15 protein-coding genes are annotated in these 20,274 nt (G+C 59.5%); 13 read left to right on the top strand and 2 right to left on the bottom strand.

The window, feature by feature from the left end; translation table 11 throughout:
* The first annotated feature begins 86 nt into the window (after positions 1 to 86).
* Positions 87 to 581, top strand: coding sequence for a hypothetical protein (locus AB3226_RS01495; RefSeq protein ID WP_367371718.1), 495 nt, complete (start codon positions 87 to 89; stop codon positions 579 to 581).
* Between the two features lie 157 nt (positions 582 to 738).
* On the opposite strand, the gene AB3226_RS01490 is transcribed toward AB3226_RS01495, so the two are convergent.
* A complete protein-coding gene (locus tag AB3226_RS01490; protein ID WP_367375885.1) occupies positions 739 to 1,050 on the bottom strand; it encodes a hypothetical protein in 312 nt (103 codons plus the stop codon).
* 203 nt (positions 1,051 to 1,253) lie between these two features.
* Between AB3226_RS01490 and AB3226_RS01485 the strand changes: the two genes are divergently transcribed.
* The 3 genes from AB3226_RS01485 to AB3226_RS01475 all read left to right on the top strand — a co-directional run bounded on the left by AB3226_RS01485 (position 1,254) and on the right by AB3226_RS01475 (position 4,446).
* Entirely contained in the window at positions 1,254 to 2,927 is a 1,674-nt protein-coding gene (locus AB3226_RS01485; protein WP_367371717.1) for a nitrite/sulfite reductase, read from the top strand.
* Complete coding sequence (locus tag AB3226_RS01480) at positions 2,924 to 3,418, top strand: DUF934 domain-containing protein (protein ID WP_367371716.1); 495 nt, start codon at positions 2,924 to 2,926, stop codon at positions 3,416 to 3,418. The genes AB3226_RS01485 and AB3226_RS01480 overlap by 4 nt, the downstream gene beginning before the upstream one ends.
* A 356-nt stretch (positions 3,419 to 3,774) precedes the next feature.
* Complete coding sequence (locus AB3226_RS01475; protein ID WP_367371715.1) at positions 3,775 to 4,446, top strand: DUF3313 domain-containing protein; 672 nt, start codon at positions 3,775 to 3,777, stop codon at positions 4,444 to 4,446.
* A 143-nt stretch (positions 4,447 to 4,589) separates the two neighbouring features.
* Here AB3226_RS01475 and AB3226_RS01470 read toward each other — a convergent pair whose 3' ends face one another.
* Positions 4,590 to 5,015, bottom strand: a complete 426-nt coding sequence (locus AB3226_RS01470; protein ID WP_367371714.1) for a YciI family protein — start codon at positions 5,013 to 5,015, stop codon at positions 4,590 to 4,592.
* Between the two features lie 215 nt (positions 5,016 to 5,230).
* On the opposite strand from AB3226_RS01470, the gene AB3226_RS01465 reads away from it, so the two are divergent.
* The 9 genes from AB3226_RS01465 (at position 5,231) to AB3226_RS01425 (ending at position 20,235) form a co-directional block, all read left to right on the top strand.
* Positions 5,231 to 7,813 carry an S-type pyocin domain-containing protein gene (locus AB3226_RS01465; RefSeq protein WP_367371713.1) on the top strand — a complete coding sequence of 861 codons (2,583 nt, stop codon included), beginning with the start codon at positions 5,231 to 5,233 and terminating at the stop codon, positions 7,811 to 7,813.
* On the top strand, positions 7,803 to 8,078 hold the full coding sequence (locus AB3226_RS01460; RefSeq protein ID WP_367371712.1) for a bacteriocin immunity protein: 276 nt from the start codon (positions 7,803 to 7,805) through the stop codon (positions 8,076 to 8,078). Before AB3226_RS01465 ends, AB3226_RS01460 begins: the two co-directional genes overlap by 11 nt.
* 107 nt (positions 8,079 to 8,185) lie before the next feature.
* On the top strand, positions 8,186 to 9,769 hold the full coding sequence (locus AB3226_RS01455; RefSeq protein ID WP_367371711.1) for a bacteriocin immunity protein: 1,584 nt from the start codon (positions 8,186 to 8,188) through the stop codon (positions 9,767 to 9,769).
* Positions 9,770 to 9,816: 47 nt separating this feature from the next.
* Positions 9,817 to 10,260 (top strand): polyketide cyclase, encoded by a 444-nt coding sequence (locus AB3226_RS01450; protein WP_367371710.1) that lies wholly within the window; start codon positions 9,817 to 9,819, stop codon positions 10,258 to 10,260.
* 297 nt (positions 10,261 to 10,557) lie between these two features.
* Positions 10,558 to 11,058: a thiol peroxidase gene (gene tpx, locus AB3226_RS01445; RefSeq protein WP_367371709.1), complete on the top strand. Its 501-nt coding sequence runs from the start codon at positions 10,558 to 10,560 to the stop codon at positions 11,056 to 11,058.
* A 165-nt stretch (positions 11,059 to 11,223) separates the two neighbouring features.
* Entirely contained in the window at positions 11,224 to 12,540 is a 1,317-nt protein-coding gene (locus AB3226_RS01440; RefSeq protein ID WP_367371708.1) for an MdtA/MuxA family multidrug efflux RND transporter periplasmic adaptor subunit, read from the top strand.
* The gene (locus AB3226_RS01435) at positions 12,537 to 15,641 is read left to right on the top strand and encodes an MdtB/MuxB family multidrug efflux RND transporter permease subunit (RefSeq protein ID WP_367371707.1); all 3,105 of its coding nucleotides are present in this window, start codon (positions 12,537 to 12,539) and stop codon (positions 15,639 to 15,641) included. Before AB3226_RS01440 ends, AB3226_RS01435 begins: the two co-directional genes overlap by 4 nt.
* Positions 15,638 to 18,745, top strand: coding sequence for an efflux RND transporter permease subunit (locus AB3226_RS01430; protein WP_367371706.1), 3,108 nt, complete (start codon positions 15,638 to 15,640; stop codon positions 18,743 to 18,745). Before AB3226_RS01435 ends, AB3226_RS01430 begins: the two co-directional genes overlap by 4 nt.
* A complete protein-coding gene (locus AB3226_RS01425; RefSeq protein ID WP_367371705.1) occupies positions 18,742 to 20,235 on the top strand; it encodes an efflux transporter outer membrane subunit in 1,494 nt (497 codons plus the stop codon). The genes AB3226_RS01430 and AB3226_RS01425 overlap by 4 nt, the downstream gene beginning before the upstream one ends.
* Positions 20,236 to 20,274 lie beyond the last annotated feature (39 nt).

Below are 20,274 nucleotides of genomic sequence, written 5' to 3'. Positions count from 1 at the left end.
GCCGTTCGCACCTTTTCTGTACGCGAGCGGCCGGCATCTGCCATGCTCAAAGTCCGCAGCAACGCTTCAACCAAAGGAACACCGCAATGGACGATGTACAGCAACTGGGCGAGATGCTTCGCCACTATGCAGATAGCGAAGCGCACAAGAAGCAACTGTTTGAGTCGCAATCGGCCGTGTGGGCGACGCGCGTTGGTGAGTTGTTCGATCAGATCCAGCAGTGGCTGGCACCGGTCCTGACGCCCAATTTGTTGGAGGTGAGCCGCGAGGCGTATGTCGCGTCCGGGCCGAGCGTGCCGGCGGAGACGTCGACGTTCAAGACCGAGAAACTGTCCATTGTGATCGCCGGTAAACCGGTGGAGTTCGTGCCGGACGTGATGGGCGCAGGTGGGCAGATTTCCCTTGCAGTGATGGGCTTGACCGCCGCGCGTTATGGCAGCATTTCGCTGGTGTGCCTGCCGCCCTCCAGCAATTGGCAGTGGCGCAAGACCAATGGCTTGAAAGACCCGGATACCTTTGCTTTCGATGCGAACTTCCTGGCGCAGCAGCTGCAGAGCCTGATTCCCCGCGAGCGCGGCTGAATTCTCTGAACTTGCACATTCCCCTGTGGGAGCGAGCCTGCTCGCGATGGCGGTTTAGCAATCAACATGTATGTTGACTGACCCTCCGCTATCGCGAGCAGGCTCGCTCCCACATTGATCTGCGGCGTTCCCGGCAGATGGATTCACTGCAGCTTCCTCAGTAGATGGGGTGCCTCAGATTTCGAGGTTGCCCCAACCCGGCTTCACCTCTCCCTGCCACCGCTTTCACGGTTTTGCCTGTCGCCAATTCCACGCGCCGCGCCACTTCAAGGTCATCGACGAACGGAATCAGGCTGGCATCGTGCCGTCGTCGTTGGTTGACCCACATCGAGGCGATATAGACAGAACAGACTAGAAGAACCGAGTCTATGCGGATCAGATGCGGCGCGCGCCTGCGGCCATAGGCCGCGTCCTGATACGGTTTTTTAGTGTTTAGCTGAATCTGTAACGTGCTGCGCTGCTGTCGCATAGTTGCCCTCCAGATCGAGCCGCAGAATTCGACGCACCGCAATTCCTGTGAGGAGTTTGTGTGGCGAGGGAGCTTGCTCCCGCTTGAGTGCGCAGCACTCACATCATTGGGGCCGCTGCGCAGCCCAGCGGGAGCAAGCTCCCTCGCCACACAAGCCCGCTCCCACAGGTTCTGTGCAAAACCCCTGATGAGGTGGCAGCCACATGTATCAGTACGACGACTATGACCGAGCCCTGGTGTTCGAGCGTGTTGCGCAGTTTCGCGATCAGGTCGAACGTTTCATGGCAGGCGATTTGAGCGAAGAAGAATTCCTGCCCTTGCGTCTGCAGAATGGCCTGTACATGCAAAAGCATGCCTACATGCTGCGCGTGGCGATTCCTTACGGCACGCTGAGCGCGAAGCAAATGCGAATTCTGGCGAGCATTGCGCGGGACTACGATCGTGGTTACGGCCATTTCACTACCCGGCAGAACATGCAGTTCAACTGGATCGAACTGGCTCAGGTGCCGGACATCCTTGAGCGTCTGGCCGGGGTAGAAATGCACGCGATCCAGACCTCCGGCAACTGCGTGCGCAACATCACCACCGAAGCCTTCGCCGGCGTCGCGGCGGACGAGTTGATGGACCCGCGCCCGTTGGCAGAAATCCTGCGGCAATGGTCGACCATCAACCCGGAATTCCTGTTTCTTCCACGCAAGTTCAAGATCGCCATCTGCTCGGCGAAGCAGGACCGCGCGGCGATCATGATGCATGACATCGGCCTCTATCTTTATCGCGATGACAGCGGGCAAATGCTCTTGCGGGTGATCGTAGGTGGCGGCTTGGGGCGCACACCGATCCTTGGTTTGCAGATTCGCGAAGGCTTGCCGTGGCAGCATCTGCTGTCCTATGTAGAGGCAGTGTTGCGGGTCTATAACCGTCACGGGCGCCGCGATAACAAGTACAAGGCGCGGATCAAGATTCTGGTCAAGGCTTTGGGTATCGAAGCGTTCGCCAGGGAAGTGGAGGAGGAGTGGGAGTACCTCAAGGACGGTCCGGCGCAATTGACCGACGTTGAATATGAGCGTGTCGCCAGTGCCTTCGTGCCCCCCGATTACCGTTCACTGGCCGGCACTGATCTGGACTTCGGTACACGCCTGGCCGAGAACCCGGCGTTCGCCCGTTGGGTGGCGCGCAATGTTCAGCCGCACAAGGTGGCGGGTTACGCCAGCGTGGTGCTGTCGACCAAGCCGGGCATCACCGCGCCGCCGGGGGATGTCACCGCCGAGCAAATGGATGCGGTGGCCCGGTGGTCCGAGCAATTTGGTTTCGGCGAAATCCGCATCGCCCATGAACAGAACATCGTTCTGCCGGACGTGCCCAAGGCTGGACTTCACGCACTGTGGTGCCTGGCCTGCGAGCAAGGCCTGGGGAACGCCAACATCGGCTTGCTGACCGACATAATCGCTTGTCCCGGCGGCGACTTTTGCGCGCTGGCCAACGCCAAATCAATCCCCATCGCGCAAGCGATTCAGGCACGTTTCGAGGATCTGGATTACCTGCATGACCTGGGCGATATCAGCCTGAATATCTCTGGTTGCATGAACGCCTGCGGCCACCACCACATCGGCAATATCGGCATTCTAGGCGTCGATAAAAGCGGCAGCGAGTGGTACCAGATCACTCTAGGCGGCGCCCAGGGCAAGAACAGTGCGTTGGGCAAAGTCATCGGCCCATCCTTCAGCGCCACCGAAGTGCCCGATGTCATTGAACGGATCATTGCCACGTTCGTTCGCTACCGGGAAAGCGAGGAGCTGTTCGTCGATACCTTTGCGCGCATCGGTCTGGAGCCGTTCAAGGAGCGGGTGTATCCGAAAATGCTGGAGGTTTCAGCATGAACAATCTGCTGCGTTTGCAAGACAGCGGCGCCGAGTGGGTGCGAGACGATCCGTGGCAGTTGATTCGTGGAACAACGGAGCAATTGCCGGCCGGACCGCTGATACTGCCGTTACCCCAGTGGCTGGCCCTGAATGCCGACAGGACATCAGCGCTCGAAGGCGTCTGGCTGGGTCCCAACGAAGAAGTGACAAACGTGGCTCCTTGGTTGCCGGACCTGCCGTTGATTGCCCTGGACTTCCCGAGTTTTCGCGACGGGCGCGCCTACAGCCAAGCCTATCTGTTGCGTACGCGTTTCGGTTGGCAAGGCGAATTACGTGCGATTGGCGATGTACTGCGCGATCAACTAAGCCACATGCGCCAATGCGGTTTCGACAGTTTTGCCGTGCGCGAAGACAAGTCCGCCGAAGATGCACTGAAGGGCTTGGCGGGGATGAGTGTGCTTTATGGGCGCTCGGTGATTGAGCCGCGGCCATTGTTTCGGCGGCGCTGAAGTTTTCCAGGTGGGCTTGCCCCGATACCCGACCAAGGCGATGCGGGGCGGTAGTCGGCGGGAATTGGCGGCGAAAAAAACGGATCTTTGTGGTGATTGACCAGTTTTTTCCAGATGAGGTTTTGTGTTGTTCGAGATGATGTCTTCGCGGGCAAGCCTCGCTCCTACGGGACCGGGTTGTATGCATTTCTTACAAGTAGGAGTGAGGCTTACCCGCGAAGGGGCCTTTGATGTCAATGATGTGCTGTGGCAATAGATGAATATTGTGTTTTTTGAAAACAAAGTGCCGGGCATTGGCTATACCTGTAATTCCTCTATGCAATATTGTTGCCCGGCCTTCTGACAGGAGTTACAGCATGAAGCTTGCGTTAATGATGAGCACACTGTGCATCGCCTCTATCGGGGTGGTGGGTTGCTCCAGCAAAGTCGTCGAGCCAGACCAGTACTCCGGTTTTCTCAAGGACTACAGTCAGCTGAAGGAAGCCAAGTCGCCATCGGGCGCCGTGGTGATGCGCTGGATGGACCCCAAGCTTGATATCAACAAATTCACCAGTGTCTACGTCGAACCGACTCAGCTCTATCCCAAACCGCAACCGACGGTGAAGATCCCTCAGACCACACTGAACGGCATCACCAGTTACTACGATCAAGCACTTAAACGCGAAATAGGGAAATCCCTGCCACTGGCCAACGGTCCCGGCCCTGGCGTGATGGTGGTGCGTGCGGCGATCACCGCCGTCAGCAGCAAGACCGAAGGCCTCAAGCCTTATGAAGTCATCCCGATCGCCCTGGTGGCTGCGGCAGTCAGTACTGCCAGCGGCATTCGCGACCAGGAAACCGATCTGGCCACCGAAGCGGTGTTTCTCGATGGCGGCAGCAACAAAGCCGTCGCCCAGGTCGTGCGCAAGGGCACCGGCAAACCGCTGGAAAACTCAGATCAGGTGATGAAGACCGATGACGTGAAAAACGTGATCGATGGCTGGGCGTCGGACCTGCATCAGTCGTATCTGAAGCTCAAGTCCAAGTAATGCGGTGGGGCTGAGGGCCTCTTCGCCAGCAAGCCCGCTCCCACATTGATTCTGTTTCGATCACACATTTTGTGTACGCCAGAGATCAAATGTGGGAGCGGGCTTGCTCGCGAAAGCGGCCTTTCAGGCTTATCAAGTGCGCTTCAGTGCTTCTTCGCCTGCGCACGCACTCGTTCTTCCTGCTCGCGCAACTGCGGTGTGAATTCGGCCCCGAAGTCTTCGGCCTCGTACACTTGGCGAATCTCGATCTCGGCCTCTGTGCCCGGCATCGGGTTAGGGCAGCGCTTGACCCACTCGATCGCTTCCTCTTTCGACTTCACCTGCCACAGCCAATAGCCGGCGATCAGCTCTTTGGTTGCGGCGAACGGGCCGTCGATCACCGTGCGCTGGTCACCCGAGAAACGCACTCGGGCGCCTTTGCCGCTGGGCTGCAGGCCATCGCAATCGATGAGGATGCCGGCCTTGGCCAGTTCCTCGTTGAAATTGCCCATCGCGGTCATCAGTTCTTCACTGGGCATCACGCCGGCCTCGGAATCCGGGCTGGCTTTCACAATGATCATGAATCGCATGGTCTTGTCTCCGCTGGATTTGAATGACTCACTGTCTAGTCGAATGGCAGTCGCCTGAATCGACACTACCTCTAACAAAAGACCGCAAAAGGAACGGATTTGTTACCTCTGTGAGTGGCTCATGGCACCTCGATATAAATCCACACCGATAACTATGTACCGCACCTGACCGCGGCTCCATCGACATGCTGTGCCTACAGACAAGGAGTGACTGTATGGCACAAAACATATTGAACGATGGAACGACAGGGGAAGTTGTCATCAGGCCGGGACCCTCATCCTCGGGCAGCGTTTTTAGCGTCGGCGGAGGGGTATCAGGCGGATTCGGTGGTACGAGCAGCAAGAAGAGAAAAAGGGCCCGAAAACGGGCCATGGCAGCGCATCGTCAGGCGCAGGAAAAAGAGCGGGCTCAGGCTGCGGCCAACGCTCAAGCCGAAGCGGCGCGAGCACAAGCGGCCGCTGCGCAAGCTCAGGAACAGGCGCGGCATCAAGCGCTTTTGCAATTTCTGGCAGGCCTGACGCAGCGGCGCGACGTCATCCGATCCGAAGTGGATCGCCGTTTTGCCGAGAAGTCCAGACAACTCACCTCAGCGCTTGAACAGGAAATTCTCGCAACAAAGAGGCCCCCTGACGCCAACCAGACCGAGCGTTGGCAGCTCTACACCATCACCAAAGAAAAAAACGAAATCGACGGGCTGCTCGCCCGCAAGACCATTGAGCTCAATGCAAAAAACGCGGTTGCCCGGTCCTTCGATGGGCATGATCCATTTACCCGCACTTCGAATGATTACCTGACGCGATTGGGGGCGTTCGGTCAGGCGCTCAATGACGGCCACCAAATTTGGGAAAACGCCTACAACGCGGCCCATGAAGCGCGGTTGCTGACATCGCAAATCAATGCACTGACGGGCAAATCCATTGCGCTGGCCAAGTATCACGCTGACCAGACCGTGGTCTGGCGCGAAAGGGAAGCCGTCCGGGAGGCCCAACGTCAATACGCCGAGCAGCGTGAAGCACGCGTTCGCTTCAAGCAGCAGACTGATGAGGATGTACGGGTTGAACGGGTCAGGCAGGCTCACACGCTGACGGCTCCTGTTACCTCCGTTGCCGCTGGCGGGATGGTTTTGACGCGTAACGGCGTATTTGTGGCGCGGCAAGCGGCGGCAGCGCTTGAGGCGGCTGTCCAGTCTGCCGTCAACACCCTCATCGATTTCGCACGCATTGCAGCAAAAACAGGGCCGGTGTTCGTTACCGCAATGGTGTACTCGCCAACCTTGGGCAATGGCGAGTTGACTGCCGAGCAACGTCGGCGTTTGTTCCAGGCTGTCGGGGTGCCGGCGCAAGCGTTGGGCCTTGCTGACCGTCAAGCGTTGCAATCGATCGCCGATGCGGGCGGTTCAGTGGAGGTCGCGTACCGGCTCAAACCTGAGACCGTGCCGGAAGGCACAGCGATCATCGTTGTCAGCACGGGTGGGGAGATAGGTGCCCATGTGCCGGTTGTCAACGCAGTGCTTGACCCGTTGACCGGCTTCTATAGCGCCGAGATTCCCGGGTCACCGACCAGGCATCTGCAATTCACCCCGGACACCACTCAGGTTGCCACTGCCAGTCAGCCCGGGCTGAGCGTGTTGACACCACAGGTCGAGGCCATTGCGACGGGTGTCGATCTGCGTTTCAGCGATTGCATAGTGTGCGTGCCTGGCCAGCCGCCGATTTACTTGACCTTCAATCTGCCACCCATAGGCTCGGGCGTCGTCACGGGGATCGGTAAACCGGCGGCGAATGACTGGTGGAAATCCGCGAGCCAGCCTCAGGGCGCAGCCATCCCGGTACAGATTGGTGACCAGTTTCGAGGCCGGGAAATCAACTCGTTCGGTGCTTTCGACGAAGCGTTGTGGCGAACGCTCGGCGAGCATCCGGCGCTCATCGCCCAATTCGATGAGGTCAACAAAAAGCGCATCGAACAGGGCTTCGCGCCATACGCGCCGAAAAGCACCTGGGCCGGTGAGCGACGCGAGTTCGAATTGCGCTATCAGGAGCGAGCAGAGCTCGGCGCCAATCCTTTCAACCTCGACAAAATCAGCATCACCACGCCGCAAAGCACCCAGGGGCGGCCAGGGATTACCCTTGCGGTCCTGCCCTGGCCGACTCGTCCGATCGGCGTTGGTACCTGGACCCCTCTGGTTCCGCCAGGTATCGAACACCTCGGTCCTACAACCTCACCGGTTACACCGTCGATTCCAGCCGTTTATCCCGGCGCACCCGTCATCCCGGTCCTACCGCAAAACGAGACGTTTCCGGCTGTTGACGAAGGGCAGATCGGTGCCAGTATTCCTGGGTACCCGGCGGATATGGAATTGCCGTCCTCCGATGTCCTGTTTCTGGATCGGCGAGATGATCCAGGTATGGCGATGGGGTTTGGGGAGCAGGTATCAGGCGTATGGCTAGGCGAGGCTGCACGAATGGACGGTGCGCCGATTCCCGAGCAGATTGCGGATCAGTTGCGGTGGATGGAGTTTCGTAATTTTCATGGGTTCAGGCGGGCGTTTTGGAAGGCTGTTGCGGCGGATGTGGAATTGAGTCAGCAGTTTAGTGCTCGCAATTTGAACAGAATGCGTGCAGGGCTCTCTCCGTACCCTACGTTAGCTGACCAAAGCGGCGGACGTAAAACGTTCGAACTTCATCATGATGTTGAAGTTTCAAGTGGGGGCGAAGTTTATGGGATGGATAATATTTCTGTAATGACGCCACGGCGACATATTGAGCTACATAAGGAAAGAAAAAATCATGATCTTTAAAGAGAAATTAGAGGATTACACTGAAATAGACTTTCTGAATTTTTTGAAAGGGTTTGACCATTATCCTAGTGGCTTGGAGGGTAGGGAACTGGAGGTATATCTGGATCGACTTCTCACGCATTTTGAACGTATTACTGAGCATCCAGGTCGTTCGGACGTCATCTTCTACCCAAAGGAAGGCCAAGAGGACAGTCCAGAGGGCATCCTGAAAGAAGTCAAAGAATGGCGCGCACTAAATAAAAAGCCCGGCTTCAAGCCAGAATAACTGCACGGCTTGAAACGCAAACAACTCAAAGGCATCTGCTCATCACAACATGAGCAGATGCTGTTATCTGGCAACCGTTGTGTGCCAGAAACAAGGAAGCCATAAAGATGGAACTTAAAACAACACTCAAGGATTACACCGAGCCCGAATTCCAGGCACTGGTCGACAGAATCTGGGCCGTCGATCTGCCGAAACAGGACCACGACCGACTGATCAATCATTTCGATCGCATCGTGGGTCACCCGAAAGGCGCAGACCTGCTGTTTTATCCGCCGGAGGACGATACGAACACCTATTTATCGGGCTCGGTCGTGTACTACGTCAAAGACTGGTACCACAAACAGAACCGTGCAGCATTCAAGGGGGAGGGGGCTCCTGTTCCACGTCCGGTTGTTGCAAGACCGGGAGCGCCGTTGACCCTGGCGCAGATGACGCAGCAGCGCATTGCCCATAATCTGGCGGACGTACAAAAAACCGCCGTCGATCTGCTGGCCTCGGAGCGGGCGGCAGAAGCGGAACTCATTCTTTTCGAACAACGGATCAAACACCTGAGTCAGCGACAGAGCGCCCAAGTGGACATCCGTGGGCGCGAGGCAGACATCCGTGCTCTGGAGGTCGCCGAGTTTGAAGCGCGCCTGGCAGCTCGCCGGTACGAATACTGGAAAATGAGCCTCACATTCAAGCGAGACAGCGCCCGGCGCGACCTGTCCTACGCCCGATCCGAGCACGCGCAGTGGCAAAGTATCGCCCACCAGATCAACGTCACTTACGACCGCTATCTGGCGAAGCTGAATGAGATCAATCAACGTCTCCATCGCTTTCAAATGGATGCCGAGGCGCTGCTGGTGGTCGCGCAAACACAACTCGTTGATCAGCGTTATCAGCAGGGAACAGGGCCGACTCAGGTGTCCGAACTGCTTTTTGCACCGCTTGCCTTTGCCAATGCGCGACCGGGTATTTTCCTCGATGGCGGCCTTGCGCAACCATTGGAAACCCATCGGGTCGCGCTGCAAAAGGCCATACGCTCGGCGGTGGCGGAGTTTACCTGGCAGATCACCTCGGGAACCCAGGATCATCAAGGTCAATACGCCGCCGTGCTGCAATTTGATTTTTTCAGTCGGGCCGAAGTGGGCAGGTATGGGCTCAGCGTTCCTCTGCTCGAGTTGCTGCCAATCGAGGGTCAGGATTGGCAGGGTTTGGCCGCGTCGGGTGCCGAAGTCGATCTTCCTTTCAGGATGAGCAGCGGCACGTACGCCGTTCCACCCGGGACTATGTCCCGAGGCCTGAGGGAAATAAAGACATTGCTACAGGTGGCGATTACGCCGACGAATGGCAGCGCATTATCGGCCAGAGTGAGGGTGCGAGCCGCCGTCTGGAATGAGCAACTGAAGACCTACTGCTTCACGGCTGACGGATCGGCCCCGATGATCGTGAGCTGGAGTGCGCCAGCTACCATTGAAACCACCTCGACCCTGGCGCCAGCCCCCGAGTATCGGCTGGGATTTCTCCGGTCTTCATCTGTGCCCTTGTTGGAGTCCTTCAGTGACATGGCCGCAATTCGTTTCGATGATTATGTCGTTGTCTTCCCGCCAGCGACGGGCCTGGACCCGCTTTACATCATGTTCAGAGATCGGCGCGAATACCCTGGAATGACCATTGCTGAAGCAAAACCTGGCGCGACTGTGCTCTAACGCAGCCGCTAATCAGCCACCCGCCAAACTAAGGAATGTTACCGTCTATGCCTGTTCTGGAACTCACCACCCTGATCCCCAACCGCACGCCCCGGCAAGTGCTCGACTTCTGCCTGGAAGGCGTCAACTTCCCGAAGATCTTCCCGGAACGGGTCACGCCGTTGGGTGATATCGACCTGACCAACCTGCGCATTGAAGCCGATCGACAGTTTCGCTTTCGACACTGGATGTTCAACTTGATCCCGTCGAATTGGACGGTGGTGATCCGCGAGGTGGGCGAGCACCATTTCATCGATGAAATGCTCAAGGGGCCAATGGCGGCCTTTCGTCATGAACATCGGGTGGCGGCGGGCGAGGGCGGTACGCTGTACACCGACCGTGTGACCTATGCGGCCATGGGTGGCGCACCGTTGGAATGGCTGCTGGTCAATGCCTACATGCGGCGGATTTTCGAAGCGCGGCACCGCAATATGTTGCGCTTGCTCGGATAGTGCGAAGTGCATCCAATCCTGTGGGAGCTGACTTGTGTGGCGAGGGAGCTTGCTCCCGCTGGGTCGCGAAGCGGCCCCAAAAGCTTGCGACGGCTACGCAGTCGAGCGGGAGCAAGCGCCCTCGCCACACAAGCCCGCACAGGGTTATGCAGTGTTAAGTTTTGTTGAAGCACGTATATCCAGTTTTGTGTGACGACATATCACAATTTGTATCTGGGCATAGGTCGTCAGCCCATTTCGTGGTTAACTTCGGCCTCGTCAAAACTCTCTACTTCAACGTTCAGAAGGACTCCGTTCATGGCTCAAGTCACTCTTAAAGGCAACCCGGTTCAAGTCAACGGCCAACTGCCACAAGCCGGTTCCAAGGCGCCAGCCTTTTCTCTGGTTGCCGGCAATCTGTCCGACGTGACCCTGGCGAGCTTCGCCGGCAAGCGCAAAGTGCTGAACATCTTCCCAAGCATCGACACCCCGACCTGCGCTACTTCGGTGCGCAAGTTCAACGCCCAGGCCAACGACATCGCCAACACTGTCGTGCTGTGCATCTCTGCTGACCTGCCGTTCGCCCAGGCTCGTTTCTGCGGCGCCGAAGGCCTGGAAAACGTGCAGAACCTGTCGACCCTGCGCGGTGCCGAGTTCATCGAGAACTACGGTGTAGCGATTGCCGATGGCCCACTCAAAGGCCTGACCGCCCGTGCCGTCGTGGTGCTGGACGAAAACGACAATGTCCTGCATAGCGAGCTGGTCAAGGAAATCGCGGAAGAGCCGAACTACGACGCAGCGCTCGCCGTTCTGAAATAAGCGAAGTTTTACAATTGTTAACGGCCTGGCCCTGTCCAGGCCGTTTTCATTTGTGTCCCTAACCTCCTGTTACGTAAGCCAAAGGTAAATTGCCGGTAAAGGCGCTTTGCTTAATACCCACCAGTGCTTATCGTTCAGCCTCATGTAAAGAAGCCCACGCGCCCAATGGTTGATCACTCAATGCAATCCTCCGCTTCCCGCAATCCTCGTCGCTGGCTGTTCGGCCTGCTTGTCCTGTTGGTCATCGCTGGCCTGTGCTGGAAATTCTGGCCCGCAGGCAGCAGCCCGAAGGAGGGCGCAGGGCAGAAAGCCGTTGCCGGGCACACCGGTCGATCGGGGGGGATGCGTCCAGGGTTTGGTGGGGCGTCCGGGCCGGTGCCGGTGCGCGTGGCTCCAGCGGTCAAAGGCGATTTTCCGCTGTATTACAAGGCGCTGGGCACCGTGACCGCGCTGAACACCATCAATGTGCGCAGTCGCGTTGGCGGTGAGTTGATCAAGATTTCGTTCGAAGAAGGGCAGATGGTCAAGGCGGGCGACCTGCTGGCCGAGATCGATCCGCGTCCTTACCAGAACGCCTTGCTCCAGGCCGAAGGCACCTTGCTGCAGAATCAAGCGCAACTGAAAAACGCTCAGGTCGATGTCGAGCGCTATCGCGGCCTGTACCGCGAAGACAGTATCGCCAAGCAAACCCTGGACACTGCCGAAGCATTGGTCGGCCAATACCTGGGCACGGTCAAGACCAATCAGGCGGCGGTCAATGACGCCAAGCTCAATCTGGAATTCACCAAAATTCGCGCCCCAATCGCCGGGCGTGTGGGCCTGCGTCAACTGGATGTCGGCAACCTTGTGGCGGCCAACGACACCACGGCGCTGGTGATCATCACCCAGACCCAACCGATCAGCGTGGCTTTCACCTTGCCGGAAAACAGCCTGGACACCGTACTGGCCCGCTATCGCACCGGCGCCAAGCTCCCGGCCGAAGCCTGGGACCGTGGCGACACTAAACTGCAGGCCACGGGCGTGTTGCAGAGCCTGGACAACCAGATCGATGTCACCACTGGCACCCTGAAATTCAAGGCCCGTTTCGAGAACCGCGATCAAGCGCTGTTCCCTAATCAATTCGTCAATGTCCACTTGCTGGCCGACACCCTTAAGGGCGTGGTGCTTGCGCCTTCGGCCGCCATCCAGTTCGGCACCAACGGCACGTTCGTCTATGCCATGGACGGCGACAAGAAGGTCACCATCCGCCAGTTGAAAGTCGGCGCCAGTGACGGTGACAACACGGTGATCACCGAAGGTCTGGCCGCTGGTGATCGGGTGGTCCTTGAAGGCACCGACCGCCTGAAGGAAGGCAGCGAAGTGGAGGTCGTCAACGACAGCAAGGATGTGCCGACCACTCCGACCGAACACCTGCAAGGCAAGTCGGCCGCCACTGCACCTGACGCGACGGCCACCGACAAGGCGAAAAAGGGCGGCGCATGAACATCTCGCGGCTGTTCATCCTTCGCCCGGTCGCCACGACCCTGAGCATGCTGGCGATTATTCTGGCCGGCGTGATTGCTTATCGGCTGCTGCCAGTGTCGGCATTGCCCCAGGTCGACTACCCGACCATTCGCGTCATGACCCTCTATCCCGGCGCCAGCCCGGATGTCATGACCAGCGCCGTGACTGCGCCGCTGGAGCGTCAGTTCGGGCAGATGCCCGGCCTGACCCAGATGGCGTCCACCAGCTCCGGCGGCGCGTCGGTGCTGACCCTGCGGTTCAGTCTCGACATCAACATGGACGTTGCCGAGCAGCAGGTGCAGGCCGCGATCAACGCCGCGACCAATTTGCTGCCCAAAGACCTGCCGGCACCGCCGGTGTACAACAAGGTCAACCCGGCGGACACCCCGGTGCTGACATTGGCGATTACCTCGAAAACCATGCTGTTGCCCAAACTCAATGATTTGGTCGACACGCGCATGGCGCAAAAAATCGCCCAGATCAGCGGCGTCGGCATGGTCAGCATTGCCGGCGGCCAGCGTCAGGCCGTGCGCATCAAGGTCAACCCCGAGGCCCTGGCGGCCAACGGCCTGAACCTGTCGGACGTGCGCACCCTGATCGGTGCCTCCAACGTCAATCAGCCCAAGGGCAACTTCGACGGCCCGACCCGGGTGTCGATGCTCGACGCCAACGACCAACTGACTTCCCCCAAGGACTACGCCAACCTGATCCTCGCCTACGCTAACGGCGCGCCGTTGCGGCTCAAGGACGTGGCAGAGATCGTCGACGGTGCCGAAAACGAACGTCTGGCGGCGTGGGCCAATGAAAACCAGGCCGTTCTGCTGAACATCCAGCGCCAGCCCGGCGCCAACGTCATCGAAGTGGTCGACCGGATCAAGGCCTTGCTGCCGAACATCACCGACAACCTGCCGGCCGGCCTCGACGTCACGGTACTCACCGACCGCACTCAGACCATCCGTGCCTCGGTCACCGACGTGCAACACGAACTGCTGATCGCCATCGCGCTGGTGGTGATGGTCACGTTCCTGTTCTTGCGGCGGGCCAGCGCCACGATCATTCCGTCGGTGGCCGTGCCGCTGTCGTTGATCGGCACCTTCGGCGTGATGTACCTCGCAGGCTTTTCGGTCAACAACCTGACCCTGATGGCGCTGACCATCGCCACCGGTTTTGTGGTGGACGATGCGATCGTCATGCTGGAGAACATTTCCCGATATATCGAAGAGGGCGACAGCCCGCTGCAAGCGGCGCTCAAGGGCGCCAAGCAGATTGGCTTCACCCTGATTTCCCTGACGCTGTCGCTGATCGCGGTGTTGATTCCGCTGCTGTTCATGGCCGACGTAGTGGGGCGCTTGTTCCGTGAGTTTGCGATCACTCTGGCGGTGGCGATCCTGATTTCCCTTGTCGTCTCCCTGACCCTGACGCCAATGATGTGCGCACGGCTGCTCAAACGTGAACCCAAGGAAGCAGAACAGGGCCGGTTTTACCGCTCCAGTGGTGCCGCAATTGATTGGATGATCGCGGCTTACGGGCGCAAGTTAAAGTGGGTTCTCAAGCATCAACCGCTGACCCTGATGGTTGCCATCGGCACGCTGGCCTTGACCGTGTTCCTGTATATGGTGGTGCCCAAGGGTTTCTTTCCGGTGCAGGACACCGGGGTGATCCAGGGGATTTCCGAGGCACCGCAGTCGATTTCCTTTACGGCGATGAGCGAGCGTCAGCAGGCACTGGCCAAGGTGATCCTGGCCGATCCGGCGGTCGAAAGCCTGTCGTCCTACATCGGGGTCGATGGCGACAACTCGACGCTGAACAGCGGCCGGCTGCTGATCAACCTCAAATCCCATAGCCATCGCGACCTGAGTGCCACCGAAGTGATTGCGCGCCTGCAACCGGAGCTGGACAAGCTGATCGGCATTCGTCTGTTCATGCAGCCGGTGCAGGACCTGACCATCGAAGATCGGGTCAGCCGCACGCAGTACCAGTTCAGCATGTCCTCGCCGGATTCCGAGCTGCTCAGCCTGTGGAGCGGGCGTCTGGTAGAAGCGCTGGCCCAACGGCCGGAGCTGACCGACGTCGCCAGCGATTTGCAGGACAAGGGCTTGCAGGTTTATCTGGTGATCGACCGTGATGCGGCGTCGCGGGTCGGCGTATCGGTGTCCAACATCACCGACGCGCTGTACGACGCCTTCGGTCAGCGGCAGATTTCCACCATTTACACCCAGGCCAGCCAATACCGCGTGGTGCTGCAATCGCAGTCCGGCGAGAAGATCGGCCCGGATGCGCTGAACCAGATTCACGTCAAGACCACCGATGGCGGTCAGGTGCGCCTGTCCAGCCTGGCGCATGTCGAGGAGCGTCAGGCGCAACTGGCGATCACCCATATCGGCCAGTTTCCGGCGGTGATGATGTCGTTCAACCTGGCGCCCGGCGTGGCGCTGGGGCATGCGGTGGAGATCATCGATCAGGTGCAGAAAGACATCGGCATGCCGATTGGCGTGCAGACCCAGTTCCAGGGCGCGGCCGAAGCGTTCCAGGCGTCGCTGTCGAGCACCTTGCTGCTGATTCTGGCGGCGGTGGTGACCATGTACATCGTGCTCGGCGTGCTCTACGAGAGTTACATTCACCCGATCACCATTCTCTCGACCTTGCCCTCGGCGGCGGTCGGCGCCTTGCTGGCGTTGCTGTTGAGCGGCAATGACCTGGGGATGATCGCGATCATCGGCATCATCCTGCTGATCGGCATCGTGAAAAAGAACGCGATCATGATGATCGACTTCGCCCTCGAGGCGGAACGTAACCAAGGCATGGACCCGCAAACCGCGATCTATCAGGCCGCGCTGCTGCGCTTCCGGCCGATTCTTATGACCACCCTGGCGGCGTTGTTCGGCGCGGTGCCTCTGATGCTGGCCACGGGTTCCGGCGCGGAACTGCGCCAGCCTTTGGGTCTGGTGATGGTCGGTGGCTTGCTGGTGAGTCAGGTGCTGACGTTGTTTACCACGCCCGTCATCTACTTGTACTTCGACCGCCTCGGGCGGCGCTGGGGCCGTAAGTCCGAGTCCGTGGAACCGGTAGAACAGCCATGAACCTGTCCGGACCTTTCATCAAGCGCCCGGTCGCGACGATGTTGTTGAGCCTGGCGATCATATTGCTGGGCGGCGTGAGCTTCGGTCTGTTGCCGGTATCGCCGCTGCCGCAGATGGACTTCCCGGTGATCGTGGTTCAGGCCAGTTTGCCCGGCGCGAGCCCGGAGGTCATGGCCTCGACCGTGGCCACGCCGCTTGAGCGTTCCTTTGGCGCCATCGCCGGGGTCAACACCATGAGCAGCCGTTCCAGCCAAGGCTCGACGCGGGTGATTCTGCAATTCGACCTGGACCGCGACATCAACGGCGCGGCGCGGGAAGTGCAGGCGGCGATCAACGCCTCGCGCAATTTGTTGCCGAGCGGCATGCGCAGTATGCCGACCTACAAGAAGGTCAATCCGTCTCAGGCGCCGATCATGGTGTTGTCGCTGACCTCGGATGTGCTGGAAAAAGGCCAGCTCTATGACTTGGCCTCGACCATTTTGTCCCAGAGCCTGTCGCAGGTGCAGGGCGTGGGTGAAGTGCAGATCGGTGGCAGCTCGTTGCCGGCGGTGCGCATCGAACTCGAACCCCAGGCGCTCAACCAGTACGGCGTGGCGCTGGATGATGTGCGCAACACCATCGCCAACGCCAACGTGCGCCGACCCAAGGGCTCGGTCGAAGACGGCCAGCGGCTGTGGCAGGTGCAGGCCAACGATCAACTGGAAAAGGCCAAGGATTACGAGTCGCTGATCATTCACTACGCGGACGGCGCGGCCCTGCGCCTGAAGGATGTGGCTAAGGTCAGCGACGGCGTCGAGGACCGTTACAACAGCGGCTTTTTCAACGACGACGCGGCGGTGTTGCTGGTGATCAACCGCCAGGCCGGCGCCAACATCATCGAGACGGTCAACGAGATCAAGGCGCAGCTGCCGGCGTTGCAGGCCGTGCTGCCGGCCAGCGTCAAGCTGAACCTGGCGATGGACCGTTCACCGGTGATCAAGGCCACCCTGCACGAAGCTGAAATGACTTTGCTGGTTGCCGTGGCACTGGTGATTCTGGTGGTGTTTCTGTTCCTCGGTAACTTCCGTGCCTCGCTGATTCCCACCCTGGCGGTGCCGGTGTCGCTGGTGGGAACGTTTGCGGTGATGTACCTCTACGGGTTCTCCCTGAACAACCTGTCGCTGATGGCGCTGATCCTGGCCACCGGGCTGGTGGTGGACGACGCCATCGTGGTGCTGGAGAACATTTCCCGGCACATCGACAAGGGCGTGTCGCCGATGAAGGCCGCGTACCTCGGGGCCCAGGAAGTCGGTTTCACGCTGCTGTCGATGAACGTCTCGCTGGTGGCGGTGTTCCTGTCGATCCTGTTCATGGGCGGGATCATCGAAAGCCTGTTCCGCGAGTTTTCCATCACCTTGGCGGCGGCCATTGTGGTGTCGTTGCTGGTGTCGCTGACGCTGACGCCGATGCTCTGCGCGCGCTGGCTTAAGCCGCATACGCTGGGTCAGGAAAACCGCCTGCAACGCTGGAGCCAGCGGACCAACGAATGGATGGTCGGCAAATACGCCAGCAGCCTCGACTGGGTGTTGCGCCACCGTCGGCTGACCTTGCTCAGTCTGTTCGTGACGATTGGCGTGAATATTGCGCTGTATGTCGTTGTTCCTAAAACATTTCTACCCCAGCAGGATACTGGCCAGTTGATCGGTTTCGTGCGCGGCGACGATGGCCTGTCGTTCAGCGTGATGCAGCCGAAGATGGAAATCTTCCGCCGGGCCGTGCTCAAGGATGAGGCGGTGCAAAGCGTCGCCGGGTTCATCGGTGGCAGCAACGGTACCAACAACGCCTTCATGCTGGTGCGGCTGAAACCGATCAAGGAACGCAACCTGTCCGCGCAGAAAGTCATCGAACGCCTGCGCAAGGAAATGCCCAAGGTGCCCGGTGCGCAGTTGATGCTGATGGCGGATCAGGACCTGCAATTTGGCGGTGGCCGCGAGCAGACCTCCTCGCAATATTCCTACATCCTGCAAAGCGGCGATCTCGGCGCGTTGCGCGAGTGGTATCCGAAAGTCGTCACCGCGCTCAAGGCGCTGCCGGAACTGACGGCGATTGATGCGCGCGAAGGCCGTGGCGCCCAGCAAGTGACCCTGATCGTCGATCGCGATCAGGCCAAGCGTCTGGGCGTGGACATGGACATGGTCACCGCGGTGTTGAACAACGCCTATAGCCAGCGGCAGATTTCAACGATCTACGACAGCCTCAACCAATATCAGGTGGTGATGGAGGTCAACCCGAAATACGCCCAGGACCCGATCACCCTGAATCAGGTCAAGGTAATCACGGCGGACGGTGCGCGGATTCCACTGTCGACCATCGCTCACTATGAAAACAGCCTGGAAGACGACCGGGTCAGCCACGAAGGCCAGTTCGCGTCGGAAAGCATCGCTTTCGACATGGCCGAAGGCGTGACGGTGGAGCAGGGTTCGGCGGCCATTGAGCGGGCGATTGCCAAGGTCGGTTTGCCCGAAGACGTGATCGCGAAAATGGCCGGTACTGCCGATGCGTTTGCCGCCGCTCAGAAGAGCCAGCCGTGGATGATTCTCGGCGCGCTGGTGGCGGTGTATCTGGTGTTGGGCGTGCTGTATGAAAGCTATATCCACCCGCTGACTATTCTCTCGACCTTGCCGTCGGCCGGGGTCGGGGCGTTGCTGTCGATCTATGTGCTGGGCGGCGAGTTCAGCCTGATCTCCTTGCTCGGGCTGTTCTTGCTGATCGGCGTGGTGAAGAAAAACGCCATTCTGATGATCGATCTGGCGCTGCAACTGGAGCGGCACCAGGGCCTGGAGCCACTGGAGTCGATCCGCAGCGCTTGTCTGCAGCGGCTGCGACCGATTCTGATGACCACCCTGGCGGCAATCCTCGGCGCCTTGCCGTTGTTGCTGAGTCGTGCCGAAGGGGCGGAAATGCGTCAGCCGCTGGGCCTGACCATTATCGGCGGGCTGGTCTTCAGCCAGGTGCTGACCCTTTACACCACCCCGGTGGTTTACCTCTATCTCGACAAACTGCGCCATCGCTTCAACCACTGGCGTGGGGTGCGTACCGATGCTGCTCTGGAAACTCCGCTATGACTGACCGTTCGCTTATCAAGCTGGCTGCACCGCTGATCACGGCGCTATTCAAGGCGCAGCGCTCGCGCTTGCTGAGCCTGTCGCTGTGCGTGGCGATGCTCAGTGCCTGCGCCATCGGCCCGGATTACCAGCGCCCGCAAGCCGCCGCGCCGGCACAGTACAAGGAAGCGGCTGGTTGGCGTCAGGCCAATCCCAGCGATTCTTTGGCGCGGGGAGCCTGGTGGGAGCTGTATGGCGATCAGCAACTCAACGGCCTGATCGAAAAACTCAACAGCGCCAACCAGACCGTCGCCCAGTCCGAAGCCCAGTACCGCCAGGCTCAGGCCTTGGTGCGCAGCGCCCGGGGTGCGTTTTTCCCGACAGTGGACCTGACCGTCGGGAAAACCCGCTCCAGCCAAGGCACCGGTAGCAGCAGTTCGAGCCTGAGCAGTTCTTCCAGCGGTATTCGCGACACCTACACCGCGCAGGCTGGTGTCAGTTGGGAAGCAGACGTCTGGGGCAAATTGCGTCGAGGCCTGGAAGCGGACACGGCCAATGCCGAGGCGAGCTTTGCCGATCTGGCGGCGATGCGCCTGAGCCAGCAATCGGAGCTGGTGCAGAACTATCTGCAACTTCGCGTGATCGACGAACAGAAGCGTCTTTTGGAGGCGACAGTCGAGGCCTATCAGCGCTCGCTGAAAATGACCGAAAACCAGTACCGCGCCGGTGTCTCCGGCAAGGACGCAGTGGCCCAGGCCACCACTCAGCTCAAAAGCACCCAGGCGGAGATGGTCGACCTGATCTGGCAGCGCGCGCAGTTCGAGAACGCCATCGCCGTACTGATTGGTTTGCCGCCGGCCGAGTTCAGCCTGGCTGAAACCAAAGACATCCCGACATTGCCGCAGGTGCCACTGAGCCTGCCTTCGCAATTGCTGGAACGCCGTCCGGACATCGCTTCCGCCGAGCGCTCGGTGATGGCCGCCAACGCCAACATCGGCGTGGCCAAAGCGGCCTACTACCCGGACCTGACCCTGAGCCTGAACGGAGGTTATAGCAGCAGCACCTCTAACAACTGGATCAGCGTACCCAACCGCTTCTGGTCGGTCGGCCCGCAACTGGCCATGACCCTGTTCGACGGTGGGCAGCGCTCGGCGGAAGTCGACCGCAGCGAAGCGGCCTATGACGAGACCGTCGCCAAGTACCGCCAGACCGTGCTCGATGGCTTGCGTGAAGTGGAAAACTATTTGGTGCAGCTCAAGGTGCTGGAAGACGAAGCCAAGGTGCGCCAGGAAGCCCTGGATGCGGCGCGAGAATCCTTGCGGTTGACCCAGAATCAATACAAGGCCGGGGTCATTGCTTATCTGGATGTGGTGGTGGTTCAGGCCACGGCGTTGAGCAACGAGCGCAACGTGCTGAGCTTGCTGCAGAGCCGCTTGATCGCCAGCGTGCAATTGATTGCCGCGCTGGGCGGCGGGTGGGATGGGCAGCTTCAGGTGAGCGACAAGGAATAACACAAGGTGGGCTAATGCCGGTAAGCCGAGAAATTTGAG

This window comes from Pseudomonas lini, assembly GCF_964063345.1.
GTDB lineage: Bacteria > Pseudomonadota > Gammaproteobacteria > Pseudomonadales > Pseudomonadaceae > Aquipseudomonas > Aquipseudomonas lini_B.
This window is presented reverse-complemented; position numbering and strand designations above follow the sequence as displayed.

Coding starts and splice junctions, on each gene's coding strand:
- AB3226_RS01495 (WP_367371718.1), top strand. CDS start 87: ATGGACGATGTACAGCAACTGGGCGAGATGCTTCGCCACTATGCAGAT.
- AB3226_RS01490 (WP_367375885.1), bottom strand. CDS start 1,050: ATGCGACAGCAGCGCAGCACGTTACAGATTCAGCTAAACACTAAAAAA.
- AB3226_RS01485 (WP_367371717.1), top strand. CDS start 1,254: ATGTATCAGTACGACGACTATGACCGAGCCCTGGTGTTCGAGCGTGTT.
- AB3226_RS01480 (WP_367371716.1), top strand. CDS start 2,924: ATGAACAATCTGCTGCGTTTGCAAGACAGCGGCGCCGAGTGGGTGCGA.
- AB3226_RS01475 (WP_367371715.1), top strand. CDS start 3,775: ATGAAGCTTGCGTTAATGATGAGCACACTGTGCATCGCCTCTATCGGG.
- AB3226_RS01470 (WP_367371714.1), bottom strand. CDS start 5,015: ATGCGATTCATGATCATTGTGAAAGCCAGCCCGGATTCCGAGGCCGGC.
- AB3226_RS01465 (WP_367371713.1), top strand. CDS start 5,231: ATGGCACAAAACATATTGAACGATGGAACGACAGGGGAAGTTGTCATC.
- AB3226_RS01460 (WP_367371712.1), top strand. CDS start 7,803: ATGATCTTTAAAGAGAAATTAGAGGATTACACTGAAATAGACTTTCTG.
- AB3226_RS01455 (WP_367371711.1), top strand. CDS start 8,186: ATGGAACTTAAAACAACACTCAAGGATTACACCGAGCCCGAATTCCAG.
- AB3226_RS01450 (WP_367371710.1), top strand. CDS start 9,817: ATGCCTGTTCTGGAACTCACCACCCTGATCCCCAACCGCACGCCCCGG.
- tpx (WP_367371709.1), top strand. CDS start 10,558: ATGGCTCAAGTCACTCTTAAAGGCAACCCGGTTCAAGTCAACGGCCAA.
- AB3226_RS01440 (WP_367371708.1), top strand. CDS start 11,224: ATGGTTGATCACTCAATGCAATCCTCCGCTTCCCGCAATCCTCGTCGC.
- AB3226_RS01435 (WP_367371707.1), top strand. CDS start 12,537: ATGAACATCTCGCGGCTGTTCATCCTTCGCCCGGTCGCCACGACCCTG.
- AB3226_RS01430 (WP_367371706.1), top strand. CDS start 15,638: ATGAACCTGTCCGGACCTTTCATCAAGCGCCCGGTCGCGACGATGTTG.
- AB3226_RS01425 (WP_367371705.1), top strand. CDS start 18,742: ATGACTGACCGTTCGCTTATCAAGCTGGCTGCACCGCTGATCACGGCG.